Origin of the sequence: Psychrobacter muriicola 2pS (assembly GCF_904846535.1) — a bacterium.
Lineage (GTDB): Bacteria > Pseudomonadota > Gammaproteobacteria > Pseudomonadales > Moraxellaceae > Psychrobacter > Psychrobacter aquimaris.
Window position 1 is genome coordinate 160,201 of sequence record NZ_CAJHBC010000002.1, and the last position, 16,042, is coordinate 176,242.

At 42.2% G+C, this 16,042-nt stretch carries 18 protein-coding genes; 12 read left to right on the top strand and 6 right to left on the bottom strand.

Annotation, left to right across the window (positions count from 1 at the left end):
* The first annotated feature begins 4 nt into the window (after positions 1 to 4).
* Entirely contained in the window at positions 5 to 538 is a 534-nt protein-coding gene (locus JMX93_RS03065; protein ID WP_198332136.1) for a GTP-binding protein, read from the top strand.
* 8 nt (positions 539 to 546) lie between these two features.
* Entirely contained in the window at positions 547 to 963 is a 417-nt protein-coding gene (locus JMX93_RS03070; protein ID WP_198332137.1) for a roadblock/LC7 domain-containing protein, read from the top strand.
* A gap of 203 nt (positions 964 to 1,166) precedes the next feature.
* Here the strand turns inward: JMX93_RS03070 and JMX93_RS03075 are convergent, their stop codons facing one another.
* Positions 1,167 to 2,072, bottom strand: coding sequence for a LysR family transcriptional regulator (locus JMX93_RS03075; protein WP_499203813.1), 906 nt, complete (start codon positions 2,070 to 2,072; stop codon positions 1,167 to 1,169).
* A gap of 455 nt (positions 2,073 to 2,527) precedes the next feature.
* Between JMX93_RS03075 and JMX93_RS03080 the strand changes: the two genes are divergently transcribed.
* From JMX93_RS03080 to JMX93_RS03095, 4 genes are all read left to right on the top strand, one after another.
* Positions 2,528 to 3,250 carry a YoaK family protein gene (locus tag JMX93_RS03080; RefSeq protein WP_499203814.1) on the top strand — a complete coding sequence of 241 codons (723 nt, stop codon included), beginning with the start codon at positions 2,528 to 2,530 and terminating at the stop codon, positions 3,248 to 3,250.
* Positions 3,251 to 3,490: 240 nt separating this feature from the next.
* Positions 3,491 to 4,204 carry a pirin family protein gene (locus JMX93_RS03085; RefSeq protein ID WP_499203815.1) on the top strand — a complete coding sequence of 238 codons (714 nt, stop codon included), beginning with the start codon at positions 3,491 to 3,493 and terminating at the stop codon, positions 4,202 to 4,204.
* A gap of 46 nt (positions 4,205 to 4,250) precedes the next feature.
* Positions 4,251 to 5,198, top strand: coding sequence for a pirin family protein (locus JMX93_RS03090; RefSeq protein ID WP_499203816.1), 948 nt, complete (start codon positions 4,251 to 4,253; stop codon positions 5,196 to 5,198).
* 153 nt (positions 5,199 to 5,351) lie between these two features.
* A complete protein-coding gene (locus JMX93_RS03095; protein ID WP_499203817.1) occupies positions 5,352 to 5,963 on the top strand; it encodes a nitroreductase family protein in 612 nt (203 codons plus the stop codon).
* Positions 5,964 to 6,108: 145 nt separating this feature from the next.
* On the opposite strand, the gene JMX93_RS03100 is transcribed toward JMX93_RS03095, so the two are convergent.
* The 3 genes from JMX93_RS03100 to nadR form a co-directional block, all read right to left on the bottom strand.
* Entirely contained in the window at positions 6,109 to 6,561 is a 453-nt protein-coding gene (locus tag JMX93_RS03100; RefSeq protein ID WP_499203818.1) for an Mpo1 family 2-hydroxy fatty acid dioxygenase, read from the bottom strand.
* Between the two features lie 195 nt (positions 6,562 to 6,756).
* A complete protein-coding gene (gene pnuC / locus JMX93_RS03105; protein ID WP_198332144.1) occupies positions 6,757 to 7,488 on the bottom strand; it encodes a nicotinamide riboside transporter PnuC in 732 nt (243 codons plus the stop codon).
* Positions 7,489 to 7,586: 98 nt separating this feature from the next.
* Positions 7,587 to 8,627 (bottom strand): multifunctional transcriptional regulator/nicotinamide-nucleotide adenylyltransferase/ribosylnicotinamide kinase NadR, encoded by a 1,041-nt coding sequence (nadR, locus tag JMX93_RS03110; protein ID WP_499203819.1) that lies wholly within the window; start codon positions 8,625 to 8,627, stop codon positions 7,587 to 7,589.
* A gap of 565 nt (positions 8,628 to 9,192) precedes the next feature.
* On the opposite strand from nadR, the gene JMX93_RS03115 reads away from it, so the two are divergent.
* The 4 genes from JMX93_RS03115 to JMX93_RS03130 all read left to right on the top strand — a co-directional run bounded on the left by JMX93_RS03115 (position 9,193) and on the right by JMX93_RS03130 (position 13,534).
* Positions 9,193 to 9,405, top strand: a complete 213-nt coding sequence (locus JMX93_RS03115) for a PspC domain-containing protein (protein WP_193012479.1) — start codon at positions 9,193 to 9,195, stop codon at positions 9,403 to 9,405.
* Positions 9,406 to 9,899: 494 nt separating this feature from the next.
* On the top strand, positions 9,900 to 10,880 hold the full coding sequence (gene glyQ, locus JMX93_RS03120; RefSeq protein ID WP_198332180.1) for a glycine--tRNA ligase subunit alpha: 981 nt from the start codon (positions 9,900 to 9,902) through the stop codon (positions 10,878 to 10,880).
* A gap of 9 nt (positions 10,881 to 10,889) precedes the next feature.
* Positions 10,890 to 12,983: a glycine--tRNA ligase subunit beta gene (gene glyS, locus JMX93_RS03125; protein WP_499203820.1), complete on the top strand. Its 2,094-nt coding sequence runs from the start codon at positions 10,890 to 10,892 to the stop codon at positions 12,981 to 12,983.
* A 254-nt stretch (positions 12,984 to 13,237) separates the two neighbouring features.
* A complete protein-coding gene (locus tag JMX93_RS03130; RefSeq protein WP_227685944.1) occupies positions 13,238 to 13,534 on the top strand; it encodes a hypothetical protein in 297 nt (98 codons plus the stop codon).
* 82 nt (positions 13,535 to 13,616) lie between these two features.
* Here the strand turns inward: JMX93_RS03130 and JMX93_RS03135 are convergent, their stop codons facing one another.
* Positions 13,617 to 14,048 (bottom strand): cell division protein ZapA, encoded by a 432-nt coding sequence (locus JMX93_RS03135; RefSeq protein WP_499203821.1) that lies wholly within the window; start codon positions 14,046 to 14,048, stop codon positions 13,617 to 13,619.
* A 101-nt stretch (positions 14,049 to 14,149) separates the two neighbouring features.
* Positions 14,150 to 14,590, bottom strand: a complete 441-nt coding sequence (locus JMX93_RS03140; RefSeq protein ID WP_198332149.1) for a hypothetical protein — start codon at positions 14,588 to 14,590, stop codon at positions 14,150 to 14,152.
* 232 nt (positions 14,591 to 14,822) lie between these two features.
* Here JMX93_RS03140 and JMX93_RS03145 point away from each other — a divergent pair, with 232 nt between their 5' ends.
* The gene (locus JMX93_RS03145) at positions 14,823 to 15,476 is read left to right on the top strand and encodes a UPF0149 family protein (RefSeq protein ID WP_499203822.1); all 654 of its coding nucleotides are present in this window, start codon (positions 14,823 to 14,825) and stop codon (positions 15,474 to 15,476) included.
* 78 nt (positions 15,477 to 15,554) lie between these two features.
* Positions 15,555 to 16,037, top strand: a complete 483-nt coding sequence (locus JMX93_RS03150; RefSeq protein ID WP_499203823.1) for a nucleoside deaminase — start codon at positions 15,555 to 15,557, stop codon at positions 16,035 to 16,037.
* The last annotated feature ends 5 nt before the right edge of the window (positions 16,038 to 16,042 follow it).

Below are 16,042 nucleotides of genomic sequence, written 5' to 3' on the forward strand. Positions count from 1 at the left end.
AAAATTGAATTATCAGAAGCTAGCTATCATTGGTGAAGTAGGCGCTGGAAAAACTCGGTTGGTCAAGACCTTAAGCGAGATAAGCCCCATCGAAACAGAAGCAAAATCTAGTATCGATATCGGTAAGGAGTACACGACGGTAGGCATCGATTATGGGCGTATCACTCTGTCTGACGATATGGCGCTAGGTATTTACGGCGTACCAGGTCAAGAGCGTTTTTCTTTTTTATGGGAGTTCGTCAATCAGTCGCTATGGGGATTGCTCATTTTGATTAGATATGGCGAGACACCCGATTATGCCAATTTAGATAAGCTGTTACACTTTTTTGCACCAGAAAAAAATCAGACCACGTGCATCATTGGTATTACGCATTGCGAGGATGCTGACAAAGATAGCCTTTCAGCACTGGGACAAGAAATAAGAATGATGTTGATGCAGCATAATGTAGTGGCGCCCGTGATCCATGCCGATCCCAGAAGCAGAGAGTCCGCCGTATCTCTGTTGTCATTATTTAATACCCTTAATAATCAAGACTAATGCCAGATATGACTATGTTAAAAGAAAAAGTAGACGAAAAATCACCAGCAAAAATAGCGTTATTAAGCCACATGAAAGCATTGTGCGAGGCCAATAGAGAAATTATATTGGTCAGTATATGCACCACAGATGGCTTTCCCATTAGTTGTTTTTCGATCAGTGAATTGAGCAATCAAACGGACAAGTTTGCAGCGATGAGTAGCACGCTATCAGCGCTGAGCGATTCATCTGCGAGTCAAATGAAGCAGGGCAAGTGCGACATTACTATCGTCGAAGCCACTGCTGGAAATATACTATTCGTCAAAACTGACTATATCGGTAAGCCGTGTGTATTGACCGTGGTAGCGCAGAATAAGATGGCACTAGCAGAAGCAAGGTATAAGACCAAAAAACTGATTGGTGTAATTTCTGCTATCACTGAGTAGGACGCATAAGTAACTAAGATTGCTAGATTTGGCAGGCTATAAGCGATGATTCGACTGTGATCGATAGGTGCTGTTATTTGCGTGATAAAATATCGATATTGTATCAATGTGCTTGTTCTAATCTTTGCTTATGTCAATCATTGTGGCTTAGTTTGATTCGTATGGCTGCATAGAGATTCTAGAATACGGCTCAATTTTCTGAATCAAAATTTATCCCAATAAGGATCGTCTCCGAAACGCTCGGCTATAAAGTCAATCAGATAGCGACAGCGCTGTGATAAAAAACGATTTTTGGGATACACCGCATAGGCATTTAGCGTGGGCAATTGATATTGCTGAAGGATGGGCATCAGCTCGCCACGTGCCAATTTTTGGTAAGCGATAAAAGTTGGTATAAAGGTAATGCCATGACCTTTGACGGCCAGATCTACCAAAAACTCACCATTAGTGGCTTTGATTTTGGCATTAATCGTGTGGTTATGCTTTTTGCCTTCTTCATCGGTCAGCTCTAGGCTGCTTGTTTTACCAAGACCATATTGTAAAAACTCATGATTTTCCAAATCTGCTAGCGTCTCAGGTGTCCCCATTCTGCTCAGATAATCGGGACTGGCACAGAGCGAATAACGAATCAGCGCCAAACGTTTTGCTTGGTAGCTAGAATCTTGCAGCTCTCTAATGCGAATGGCGAGCTCATATCCTTCTTCGATCAAGTCAATGTGTCGATCAGAAAAATCCAACTCAAAGTGTAGGTTAGGGTGCTGATTGGCGTATTCATCAATCACATCGTTCAGATGCATGAGTCCAAATGATAATGGTGCAGTCATCTTGAGTGTGCCTTCGATGCGTGTGGGTGCGCCGCTGGTTTGTTCATTCAGAGTATCAACTGCGCTCAAGATATTGTTCACTTGTTGGTAATACTGCTCACCTGCTTGCGTTAAGTTAGATTGTCGAGTGGTTCGGCTGATGAGCTGGCTACCCAAACGTGTTTCCAATTCTTTAAGACGGCGGCTGACGGCTGACTTGGCAATATTTAGCTGTTCTGCTGCTTTGGTGATACTACCAGCTTCGACAATGCGTACAAACATCGCCATATCTTCTAACTGTCCCATTTTACCTTCCCACCTTTGTAGGTTTATGATTCTTCTAAAGTAATATTTTTCTAAAGCAGCATTGTTCTAAATTTGAGAACTTATATTTGTAATTATTGCTGTTTATCCCTTTACAGTCAACACCTATACTGATGCCATTTTTTGGCTAAAAACGTATTTGAACATTCCCTTAGTTTGACGATCTTCTTGGTTTGAAAACATACTTAGATAGCAACGATATATAAATTACAGCGGTGTAGCGCCTCGATTGGTCGCCTATTTTTATCGATGACTTTGATCCTTTACGTTTTACTAAAATCACAGGCTACGCTGCGACGCAAGACTATATGAAATGGATGAACGTGCCGGTTGTGCAACTACCATTAGTCATTGCGCTCGAGTTATTTGGCGGTATCGCTATACTGTAAACAGCTAAGAAAACAGTAATTAAAATATATTGAGGGCAACTAATAATTATGACAACTCAAAATCACAGCGCTACCAATGAGCAGTTACCGAGCTTTTGGCAGCGTTATCAGACGCCAGTGTTATTGACGGTGGTCGGCGGCGCCATTGATACCATTGGTTTTATTACCCTGTTTGGGTTCTTTACGGCACATGTCACGGGGAACTTAGTAATGGCAGGCAGTAGTTTGGTCAACGGTGAGGCTGGTCTATGGATTAAACTGGCTGCTCTGCCGCTATTTGTTTTGACTGTCATGGTGACCAAGACTTGTATTGATAGAAGTCAAAAGCCTGTATTAATTCTGAGTCACTTGTTCTTAGCCGAAGCGGCATTTTTGACGGCATTTATGGTCGCTGGTTTGTATTATCAACCTTTTGTCGATGCAGGTGATATCACTGTGGCGATAACGGGCGCTTTAGGCTTGATCGCTTTAGCGATACGAAATACCGCCAGCAAGACGGTGATTAAGAAGATGAGTCCAACTGTATTGATGACGGGTAATACTACGCAGCTGGGTATTAATTTAACCGATTATCTGAATAATCGCAGCCCTGAAAATGCTAAAGATCTGGCACACAGCTCGGTATTGGTTTTTAGCTTTTTAATAGGCGCTTTGGTCGGTGCGCTTCTGTATCTTAAACTGAGCTTTTGGGCGGTAGGCTTGTTTATATTGCCAGTGCTATATCTATCAGTGATGGCGCGTGATAAAGAGTTTCTACAACATATTGCGTAATGGCTTTTGGGCTTACTTATTATTGAGCTTATAAGCTCAATTTATTATGAAATCAATGGTGATGGTATCACTATTTAACGCTATGTTTATCATACTATTGTTCTGAAAATTAGAATAGTTAATTGCATTTATCGTTGTTTATCTATTAGCAGACAACAATTATAATAGACCCATTGTTTAAGTAAATTAATTAATAATAAATTTACAAAAATTTAACTTATTAATATCTAAGGATAAATTATGCAAACTGTCTATCATGCAGCAGACTCTCGTGGCGATGCCAACCATGGCTGGCTCAAAAGCAAGCATACCTTTAGTTTCGCCAACTATCATAATCCAGACCGTATGGGTTTTGGCGCTCTACGTGTCATCAACGACGATTTCGTCATCGGTGGTCAAGGCTTTGGAAAACATTCCCATCGTGATATGGAAATCATTAGTATTCCTTTGTCTGGTAGGCTCGGTCACGGCGATAATATCGGTAATAATGGCATTATTGAAACGGGTGAAATCCAAGTCATGTCAGCAGGTACTGGTATCACGCACAGTGAAATGAACGGCGATAACGAAGAAGCGGTGAAATTTTTACAGATTTGGGTGATCCCCAATAAAATGAACGTTGAGCCACGCTATCAGCAAGTACGCATCGATGAAATCATGCAGCCGAATGAGTTTCATCAAGTATTGTCGCCAAACGCTGACGATGCGGGTGTGTGGATTCATCAAAATGCTTGGTTTAGCATGGGCGATTTTGATGAAGGTGTGACTGAGACGTATCAGTTAAAAGACCCTAGTAACGGCGTTTATATCTTTGTTATTAGCGGTAAAATCGTTGTAAACGGTAACATTTTAGATACCCGAGATGGGCTTGGTGTTTGCGATACTAAGAACTTTACGATGGACGTAGAAGAAGATGCTAGGGTGCTGTTGATGGAAGTTCCAATGAGCTTTTAATTGTCATGAGCAATAAGTTTCAGCATCACATAATAAGAGATGAATCATGAGTATCGAAACTCTAGAGCCACGGTTGGCAGAGGTAGGCGGCATACCAATTGCCCGTTTGTTGCCCAATACTGGCAAAAAGCCAATCGGTGCGTGGTGTTTTTTGGATCACGCTGGTCCTGCTGAGTTTGGTGAAGATGAGACAGGCATGCAAGTCGGTCGCCATCCACATACTAACCTGCAAACTTTTAGCTGGATGTTAAGTGGCGAAGTCCTGCACAAAGACAGTTTAGGTAATGAGCAAGTTATTATCAAAAATCAAGTCAATGTCATGACGGCGGGTACAGGTCTGACCCAAGGCATCAGTCATACCGAACAAAGCGTTTTTCCAGATACGGGTGGCTCAGTAGATGCGGCACACGGTCTGAGCATGGTACAGCTGTGGATAGCACTACCGACGGATCAGAAAATCGAGCGTAGCTTCCACCATTATCCTGAGCTACCAACGTGGACGGAGGATAGTGTCGAGATGATTCTGACGACGGGCAGCTATAACAGTCTATCAGGTAAGCGTTACGAAGCACCGACCATCCAGTATTCACACATGGTGGGTATCGATGTGTACTTCATTAAGGACGGTGAGGTCATTCTCAACTTAGAGCCAAATTTTGAATACGGTATCTTGGTTACAGAAGGTCAGATCGTATCTGAAGGCAAGGTTTGCGCACAAGATCAGCTATTTCGCTTCAGTGATAGCGATGTTGCGAATAATAACAGTATCAAGCTGGTTGCCAGAAAAGGTACGCGAGTGATGTTTATCGGTGGTGAGCCGTTGAATAACCAAGTACTACTGTGGTGGAATTTTGTCGCGGACAATAAAGCAGAGATTGAGCAGTCAATCAGTGACTGGAATAATGGTCATGAGCGTTTTGGTAATGTGGACTCTGATATGAAGCGTTTACCAGCACCAGAATTACCGCAAGGTTTTAAGGGTGAAAGCCGTTAGACATTGTCTATGAACGCAGTTTTTAAAGGTTCATCTATCATCAATTTTATGTACGAAACCAAAGTATGGGATTAGTTGGATTACTCCCATACTCATTAATCATCCATATTAACCGCAGTTAAACAATCAATACTAATAACGTGGAGAAACACTATGTCAGATCTAAAAACATTACAGCAATTGGCTGAAAAACGTCGTTCTATCTATGCATTGAGCAATCAATTACCTGTCTCAAATGACGAAATCGTCAAGCTGGTTGAGCATGCTGTTTTGCATACGCCATCATCATTTAACTCACAATCGACGCGTGTCGTGGTACTGTTCGGCGATAACCACAATAAGCTGTGGCAAATTACTGAAGATACGTTACGCGGTATCGTTGATAATGAAGAGCAATTTGCTGCAACCAAACAAAAAATCGCTGGCTTTAAAGCAGGAGCAGGTACCGTGATGTTCTTTGAAGATCACAGTGTGGTTCGAGACATGCAAGCTGCTGCGCCTTTGTATGCGGACAAGTTCCCAATCTGGGCACATCAGACCAATGCTATGCACCAGTATGTCATTTGGACCGCGTTGGCCAGTATTGATGTTGGCGCCAACTTACAGCATTACAATCCAATCATTGATAAAGCAGTGGCTAGCACCTGGAATATTGATGAACATTGGGAACTGAATGCCCAAATGGTATTTGGTGCTATCGAGCAACCAGCAGGTGATAAAGCGTTCAAGCCAATTGAAGATCGTATGCAAGTATTTGGTAAATAGATTTTTTTGATGGTTTAATATCAAAAGCAGCCCTCAACTGATTGTTGAGGGCTGCTTTTTTTGGTAAAAATTAATTTTAGACAGTAGTTTTTTAGATGCTAAGCTTAACGACACTAAGTTTAAAAATAACATCAATAATGAATAGTTAGGCTTGGCTTTGTTTACGACCCATCACGCTATTAGCCACCCATGCTGGACCAATTAATAAGAACTGTAAGTCTTCAAAAAATGAGGGTTTTTTGCCTTCAATTTTATGACCGATGAATTGTCCAATCCAAGCAACCACAAAAATAGTCGCCCAAATCTTAAAGCCCCATGGGAATAATGTCATTACTGACAAGCAAATCAGGATAAACATGCCCATCGCTAAAAATAACGGCGTGGATAGACGCATATAAAACAATAACACCAAAGCGCTCATCACTAAGGTAAACCAGACTGATAGCGACATGCCCATGCCTAACAAGCTGACAAATATAGTGGGAACGCATAGCCAGTGGATTTTTTTATTGACTAGGTTTTGATGACTGACAGAATATTCACTAAGCCATTGCTCAAGTGTGCGTTTAGACAATCGCTTTTGCTGAGTACGAGACATACTAACCTCCGTGTTAGTCAATGAATTGAGAAATCTCTCATATCAGTTTTAGCATTAATTGAGCCAGTCCACCACATTATCTGATAGACGGCACAGTCAAAACTTATAGCGCTATCAATATACTTGTCAATATCCTCGAGTTGGTCAATTTTATCCTTTTAATCTGTCAGTACTTACAGCCATGCAAAACAACCGTTAACCTTGTTCACTGCGCTGCCATTCATACAGACCAATAAAGGCATTTATTTGATATATCATGGTTTGAATGGCAAAAATATAATTGCCTGACATTAGATTGACGATGAGCCAGACAAAGTTAACGATGATCCATAACCACCAGTTAAATGAATAGCGCAAAATCATCGCGGCTTGTGCAGTAATGGAGAGGACAAAAGCAATGACGTTGATCCAAAAGAAGGAAATAAATCCTAAGAATTTACTGTTATCATCTTCAACCACTGCATAGCCATAGCTGGCGAGTAAATTATTTACCGTGGGGAAAAGTGCAAGACCGATAATAATAAAGGCGGCGGTAATCAACCAAACGGCTTTGCTAGCGGCCTTTGGTATCATGTCGCCATCAGGATCGGTATGTTTTGACCAATAAAAAATACCGTAGACATGGGTGAAAAAGTTAAAGAGTGGTGCGAGCATCAAACCGACTGCACCAGACGTCGCCTGCACGACGACTTCTCCCGCAGTTGCTGCCATTCCCAACCCGTTACCCATGACGTTTTTGCGAAATGACAGCGAAACCACACAGACCAAACCAACGAAAGATACGCCCAGATAAAACATATCAAGCGTGGTGTGTTCTGTCGTGAGCCAAAAACCTGTGGATAATGCAATCACCCCGCAAATGAACCAGATGACAATCCATTGCATCGCCCATTTTCCAGTAATATTATCTAATAGCTGAATACGCATAAAGCCTTTTTCCTTAAAGTATTAAAACTATAATGGGTTCTTATCTTGTTTTTTAATATCATATTATTTTTGTATTATCGCTATTTTTACCATGCTGCCTATTTACCATAAACATACTGATCGATAAGCAGCAGTGCTTGCTGATAGCGCGCATCGTAATCTGGCTGGTCAATCATGTGCGGTTTGATATCATGACGAGCGAAAATATCGACGAGACGTCGTTCAAAGCGTCCGCGCGCCTCAGGAGTGCCCAATGAGCGCATGCCGTCATTAACCCACGGCGTATTGTTATCCAGCATAATGGTATGATCTACGCGAAACTCATCGATACAAGCCGCCACAAAAGGATGGCTGCGACCTTCGTACTCTTCACAAAACGCTTGAGTAGTCACAAAATCGGTATCAACAATGGTGACAGGAGCCGTCGCGTTAGCCGCCGCATCTCTTATAGCTTGAGCATGCTGGAGGGCAATCGGACCATAGTCATTATATTGTAGGCCGACTTCACTACCGCCCAAATCTGTGCCGACATATAAACGTCCCATCTCTAAAGCAAAGCTGGCACCATAATAATTGGCCAGTTTATGCACCAATGTCGTCTTACCTGAGCTTTCACCGCCGACAATCGCAACCGTTTTGGTATAGTCGCCGCGTGCTTGGGGATGAATGGCTGACCAATGCGCGACCGGATTACGGGCAATGGCATAAGAATCAAACTCAGGTTGTAGCGGGGTCGTGACGACCGGTATCGATAATTGCTCATAGACATCACTCTGCGCCAATGGGTGGTTTTCTGCGACAAACAATACCGTCTCTGCTGGTAAGTCGAGCGCTGCCGTTAAACGTTGTAGTTTGGCATTGCTGGCGGGAATGTCGATTGTCACATCAACAAAGCTATCATGCAGCGGCAGCTCAATCTCATGAGTGGTATGAATCTGGATAAATGGCAAATCAGCACACGCCATCTGTAGCCAACGAGCTTTGTCTTGCAAAGTAATTGTAAAGTCTGGATGCGGTGCTGGATGCGCCATAATGATAATATGCAAGGTTTTCGCTTGTCCTGCCGCAGCCAATATACTGCGCATTTGACCTAAATGTAATGGCTCAAAATGTCCAATCATCAATCCTGACTCGTACATAGCTTTCCTTTATTTTTATTTGTGCTTCATTGCACTAAGTTTTATAGGTAGATTTCTAAAATAGAAGCGGTTTATCAGCATGGTATAAAGGTTTAAGTGGATTTACAGGTAGGTTATTGTAAATAGGTGTTTTTTTTATAAGATTTTTTCTAATAAAAATATCACCAAGTTATTAATTTAACTGTGATTGTTTGAATATTGCACCATTTCTGAAGTTACATCTATAACAATATTTATGTGCTGACAATGGCTAAATATTGAATTTGTAACAAGCGTTGTAATGTGGCAGCAACAAAGCTAATTTTGAAACATTTTGAAATAATTATTTAAAATCAGCAGTTTACGAGGTTTTATGACAGATTAGGGCAAGCTTAAGTAGCATAAACTCACAAAGTACTTCTATACCTTCAACAGATAAATATTTAATAGTTGCTATAATTATTCATAAGTTAAGAGGGCTAAATATCTTCATGACTACAATCAGAAAAAAAGCATAAAAAATAGAAGAACAAACGAAAATAATAGAAATTTAAACAATCATAGAAATGATAGAGAGGTATTTGATTTGGCTAAACTAGCAAAACTACATCGCTCACAGAATAATCGCATGATAGCAGGTGTGATGGGCGGCATTGCCGAATACGTTGGTTGGTCACCGACTTGGGTGAGAGTATTATTCGTGATTATCTCATCTTTGAGCGCAGCAGTACCGGGCATCTTAATTTATATAGTCTTATGGATAATCATGCCAAAAGCAACCAGTGAATCCTATCAATAAGATTGTTTCATATTTTATAGCAGTATTTTTAATAGCAGTACCATTTTGACAGTGCTATTTTGATAGTAATACTATCAAAATCCACTTAGATTAAATTTGTATCAAAAGAAAAGAACAGCAGTTCAACTAAAAAACAAAAAGCCTGACTCATCAGGATACCAAAGACATACTTTTCCTCCTGCCCAGATGCTCGCGCATTTGGGTATTTTTTTATCTGCTACTTTTGTGCCCTTTATTGCAGCAGTTTGATTATAAATGAGCCTTATAACGACTCGTTTTGGTCTGCAGCATAAATTTAGTTGATGTAAATATAGATAAAATAGTCAATTTTTAGTAAGGTGAGCAGGCAAATAGAGTCGTTGCCAAATAGGCTATACGAGTGCTATCAAAACTTTATTTATTCATATTCATTTCACAGTGGCTTTACTATGAAAACCCAAACTATGACATCCCAAGCGACAACCCCGATGATACAAGACACAGACTCTCAACCGATGACATTTCAAGATTTAATTCTAACCCTACAGAATTATTGGGCTGATAAGGGCTGCGTTATCTTGCAGCCTTATGATATGGAAGTCGGCGCGGGTACTTTTCATACCGCGACATTTTTACGCTCGTTAGGTCCTGAGCGTTGGAATGCTGCTTATGTGCAGCCATCACGTCGTCCAACTGATGGTCGTTACGGTGACAACCCCAACCGCTTGCAGCATTATTATCAGTTTCAGGTGGTGCTAAAGCCCAATCCGCCTAACATCCAAGAGCTGTATTTGGACTCACTACGAGCCATTGGTATTGATCCATTGGTGCATGATGTACGTTTCGTTGAAGATAACTGGGAGTCGCCAACGCTGGGTGCGTGGGGGCTGGGCTGGGAGATTTGGCTAAACGGTATGGAAGTGACGCAGTTTACCTATTTCCAGCAAGTGGGCGGCATTGAGTGCTTTCCAGTGACTGGCGAAATCACTTATGGACTTGAACGCTTAGCCATGTACGTGCAGGGTGTCGATAGCGTTTATGATTTGGTCTGGGCAGATGGTGAGTTTGGTCGTGTCACGTATGGCGATGTTTTTCATCAAAACGAAGTAGAGCAGTCTACCTATAACTTTGAACATGCCGATGTGCCGATGATGGGTCAGATGTTTGATTTCTACGAGCAGCAAGCGGATAAGTTGGTTGCTGAAGGTTTGCCATTACCTGCCTATGAGATGGTACTAAAAGCCTCACATGCTTTTAACTTGCTTGATGCTCGCGGTGCGATTTCAGTGACTGAACGTCAGCGTTTTATCCTACGCGTACGTACGCTAGCACGAAAAGTGGCCATTGGTTACGTTGAAGCACGCGCTAAGCTGGGCTTCCCATTAGCAGATGAGGCGCATCGTCAAGCGGCGCTCGATAAGTATTTGCCAAAAGAAGACACTGACATGGCAATTGAAGAATCAAATACAAACCAATCAACTAACAATAATAAATAGGAGCATCCCATGAGTACTATTCTATTTGAACTGGGGTGTGAAGAGCTACCTCCAAAAAGCCTAAAGCCACTACGTGACGCGCTACAAGCAAGTGTCATTGAACAATTAAATGAAGCAGAAATTAGCTTCGATAGCATCAAAGCCTTTGCTGCACCGCGTCGTTTGGCGCTTCAGATTCAAGGCATTAGCGATAAGCAGCCGGATCGCAGTGAGCAAAAACGCGGCCCTGCGATTAAAGCCGCGTTTGATGCAGATGGTAATCCAACACGTGCGGCGATGGGTTTTGCTAAAGGATTGGGCATCGACGCCAGCGAGTTGATAACTATTAACACCGATAAAGGTGATTATGTCGGTTATGAGCAAGTCATTCATGGTCAAGCAACTACTGAACTGTTACCTGCTATTTTTCAGATTGCACTAGACAATCTACCGATTGCTAAGCGTATGCGTTCAGGTGCCAGCCGCAATGAATTTGTGCGTCCAGTACAGTGGGCAGTGTTGATGCAAGATAGCACCGTCATTGATGCCACTATCCAAGGACATCAGACAGGCACGCAAACTCGTGGTCATCGCTTCCATAGTCCTAATTATCATGAGATTGCGCACGCCAATGATTATGAGCAACTGCTTGACGGTTTAAAAGTCGTGGCTGATTTTGATAAGCGCCAAATGCTGATCAAAAATCAAGTCAAAGCGCTAGCAGATGAGGTCAATTCAGACGCCATTGTACCGCAAGATTTGTTAGATGAAGTCACCGCATTGGTTGATTTCCCCATTGCGCTACGAGCAAGCTTTGAGCCGCGTTTTTTACAAGTGCCGCAAGAAGCGCTTATCTCTACCATGCAAGCGGATCAAAAGTATTTTTGCTTAACCGATAAAACTGGCAAGCTACAGCCTTACTTTATTTTTATTACCAACATTGAATCAAAAGACCCCAATCAAATTATTGAAGGTAATGAGAAAGTCGTACGTCCACGTTTGTCGGATGCCGAGTTTTTCTTCTTACAAGACCAGAAGCAGCCATTGTTTGCGCTGACAGAAAGTCTCAAAACTCGCGTCTTCCAAGACAAGCTGGGTACGATTTGGGAAAAATCTGAGCGTATTGCTAAGCTTGCCGCCTTTATTGCCGCCTTGATGCAACAGCAGGGTCAGCAGATTGATATCGATGAAACAGTGCGTGCGGGTATTTTATCCAAAGCCGATTTGGCCAGCTCATTGGTCGGTGAATATACTGAATTACAAGGTATTGCAGGCACTTATTATGCGCGTTTGAATAATGAGCCAGAAGCAGTTGCGGCAAGTTTAGAAGAGCAATATTTACCTAAGTTCAGCGGTGATGTATTACCACAGACGCCAATTGGTATTTGCTTAGCATTAGCCGACCGTTTAGATACGCTCGTCGGTATTTTTGCCATTGACCAAGCGCCGACGGGATCTAAAGATCCGTTCAGCTTACGCCGTTCAGCCATTGGTATTCTGCGTATCTTGATCGAAAAGCAATTGCCAATTAATCTAGTTGCGTTGGTTGAACAAGCAATCAAAGGCTATAGTGACGCTGAAGGCAGCAAGATTGAAAAAATGGGTGATACGTTTACTCAGGTCATGGTATTCTTAAACTCGCGCTATCGTGCGATGTATACTGAGCAAGGCGTGAGCGTTGATACCATTCAGGCAGTGCAAGCGATTAACCCGCATATGCCGCTTGATTTTGATCAGCGTATTCGCGCGGTACAAGCCTTTAGCGAATTGTCACAAGCTTCAATGCTTGCTGATTCAAACAAGCGTGTTGCCAATATATTGGCCAAATCAGAAGTGAGTGTTGCTGATAATGTCGATGAAGCGTTATTATCTGAGCCTGCCGAGCAAGGTTTATACGCAAGTGTGCTGCAAGCGCAGACGGCGGTTAAACCGCTGCTAGAGCAAGCGGATTACACGCAAGTATTGCAAACACTTGCTAGCTTAGATGAGCCGTTGACGCAATTCTTTGATAATGTGATGGTTAACAGTGAAGACGCCGCCCTCAAAAATAACCGCTTAGCGTTACTTAAGCAAGTACGCGCATTGTTCTTAACTGTGGCTGATATCAGTGAGCTGCAGCTATAGTTTCACTAATATAGATCGCTCACTTTATTGTTTTCTGTTTAATATAAAAACTGGCCCGCTATGGCCAGTTTTTTACGCCGTATCATGGCATTTATTGATAAGTTACCATGAGAATTGGATAGTCAATTAACTCGCTCAAGCATATTACTATCGTCAGTATTGTTGGTTAAGTTATACTGTCCAGACGTATTGAATAATCCGCCAAGCGGCTTTTATCATTCATAGCGCTTACTCATATTCAAAGGAGCACTGCCGTGTTTGCTGTTATCATTATCATCATCGTTATTTGGATCGTAATGTGGGGGTTTTATAAATTTATGTACCCGCGTGCGCCCAAAAGCATGATGCCAAAAAAAGGTGATGTGATCACACCGCGTCAGTGCAACTTTTGTGGCAACAGCTTGGCTGAATACCGCGGCGTCCTTGAAACCAAGCCTAACTTAGCTGCAAGTAGTGATAGTGCTATTGGCGAAAACCAAGCATTATTCTTTTGCAATTATGAACATCAAGCAGACTTTCATGCAGGTAAGGTTTATAACCCTGACGTATAAATAATTAGATTATAGCTTAGGCATAAAAAAGCGCTTGGCTCATCAGAGCAAAGCGCTTATTGTTTCGTCGCCTAATACAGACTTATAAAACAGACTGTGCGTCTTTCATAATTTTATTTAATAGAGCTTCAGATTGTTTGTCTTGTTGTAACCGATCTTCATCGCTTCTTTGATTGGTGTGTATTTTTTCATACAAATTTAAGCAGCACAGTACCAAGATGCTTTCTTGACTGAGGCTTGGCGCGTCCCGTTTGAGATCTAGCGCATGGTTATTGATATAAGAGACGGCTGAGAGTAGCTCTTCTTGTTCATGTACTGGGCAATAAATAGGATAGGTGACACCAGCAATTGCGATATCTACTTTTTTGATTTGTGGTTCAGGGATAGTGGTTTTCACAGTAGTACTCGGTGTGTTTGAGCCAGTTGCAGCGACTGGTTGTGGTTTAGAGCCAATACTCTGCTGCTGGCTATTTTGTGGCTGTTTTTCTATAGAGTTTTTGTGGTCATCGGTCATGATAAATCCTACAATGTCTGGTCAGTGAAATGAGTGATATCAGATTTTACGAGTAGCGTTGGGCAGTTAAATAAGTAATATGTCCTTATTGCCATCACTGATCAGCCTTCTACTTGATCGATGTGGGTTAAGCGTTTTAATACGACTTGTGTACGCTCTGCTGCCAATTGATTCTTTTTCTGCAGCTCACTATTTTGCTGTTTAATATCGCTATATTGCTGCTTCAATTCATTATTTTGTTGCTCTAACTGGCTGTTTTGTTGTTGTAATTGGCTGACCTGTTTTTGCAGTTTGTCTTGCTCTTCACCGATCATATGATGCGCTTCTGCGAGACTTTGATAGCGCTTGTCGAGATCGTTCAATTGTTTTTTGGCACCATCGCGTTCGCTATGGCTAGTGTTGAGCTTGGCTCTTATTGCCGCAAGCTCCTGAGGGTCGCTAACAGGGTGTTGTTTGAGGCTGCTAAGTTCAGCACTGACAAGCTGATACTGTTTTTTTATGTCGAGTACCATTTTTTCTAATATTCTAAGTTGATCATACATAGTCAGTTTTTATCCTTAACAAGTAAGCGTGAATGAATTTTGTTCTCTGCGTTTAATAATGCCATAGGTGACCGCATAATATCTATATCAACAAAGTAATTACCTATATTAGGGGTTGTTTGTTTATTTTTATGAGCCATGGTTTGATTGATAATATCAAGCGATGTCTCACACCTATTTTATCCGTCTATTTTTATTTTTTAAGCAATAATCAATTACTAGGACATCTATTATGAATGACAATATCTCTGGCTGGAATACATGGCTGACTGCGTTTGATGACTGGACTGACGTGTCTATCAGTGAAGTGCATGGCCTGATGACAGGGCTGATGACGGCCTGTAACGCACCTGATGAAGCAACATGGGCAAAGGTGTTTGAAGAGCTCAGTTTTGCGCCTTTACCCGATGAGGCATTGACTCTGTTAACAGAAGAAGCGGAAGACACCGTTTTTCAGCTTAAAGACAAAGACGATGCTTATTCTTACACGCCATTAGTGCCAGATGATGAACATGATTTGTACGAGCGCGTGATGGCATTGAAACAGTGGGCAAATGGTTTTATGACGGGTTTTGGTATTACCGACTGTGGTCTGAGTGGCGATGAAAATGAGATGCTGTCTGATTTGGCTAAAATCGGTGGTATTCGATTAGAAGATGACGAAAACTTTGAAGGTGGCGAAGAGTCTTATCTGCATATTTATGAGTTTGCGCGCATGGTGCCAGTGAGCTTTGCTACCCGCAAGCGTAAACCTGTTAAAGATATTGCCCTGATTGCTGGACTGGCTATCGATGCCAAAACCAGAAAAGAGCTACAGGCAGAAGGTAAGTTACCAAAGCCAATGCCGCCAGTCGTCGATGCGATGAATCAAAACCGTCCTTCATAATAAAGACGCCATCGTAAATGCTTTGATATGGGTTAATATTCAACACGTCCTAGAATGAATTGATAAAAGGAGATGGGGATGATCACTGACAATGATATGATATATTTGCGCCGCTGCGTAGAGCTTGCTACTGAAGCGCTAGCGGCGGGCGATGAGCCATTTGGTAGTGTATTGGTTGATGGCGATGGTCAGGTGCTACATGAAGATCGTAATCGTGCCAATACTGTCGATGCAACTTACCATCCTGAAATTGCTGTTGCAAAGTGGGCCGCAGAGAATATGACTACGGACGCGCGTACAAAAGCGGTGGTTTATACCTCAGGTGAGCACTGTGCTATGTGCTCAGCTGCGCATGCGTGGGCAGGTCTGGGTCGTATCATCTACGTTAGCTCATCAAAACAGCTTGGCGAGTGGATGGAGGAGATGGGCGTGACGTCAACATCGCCAATCAACTCATTAAGTATTCAAGAAGTAGCGCCAAACATACCAATAAAAGGTCCGATTGCAGGATTGGATGAAGAGATCAAGGCATTGCAGCGGCGCTCATTTAAAAAACAGTAACCTTT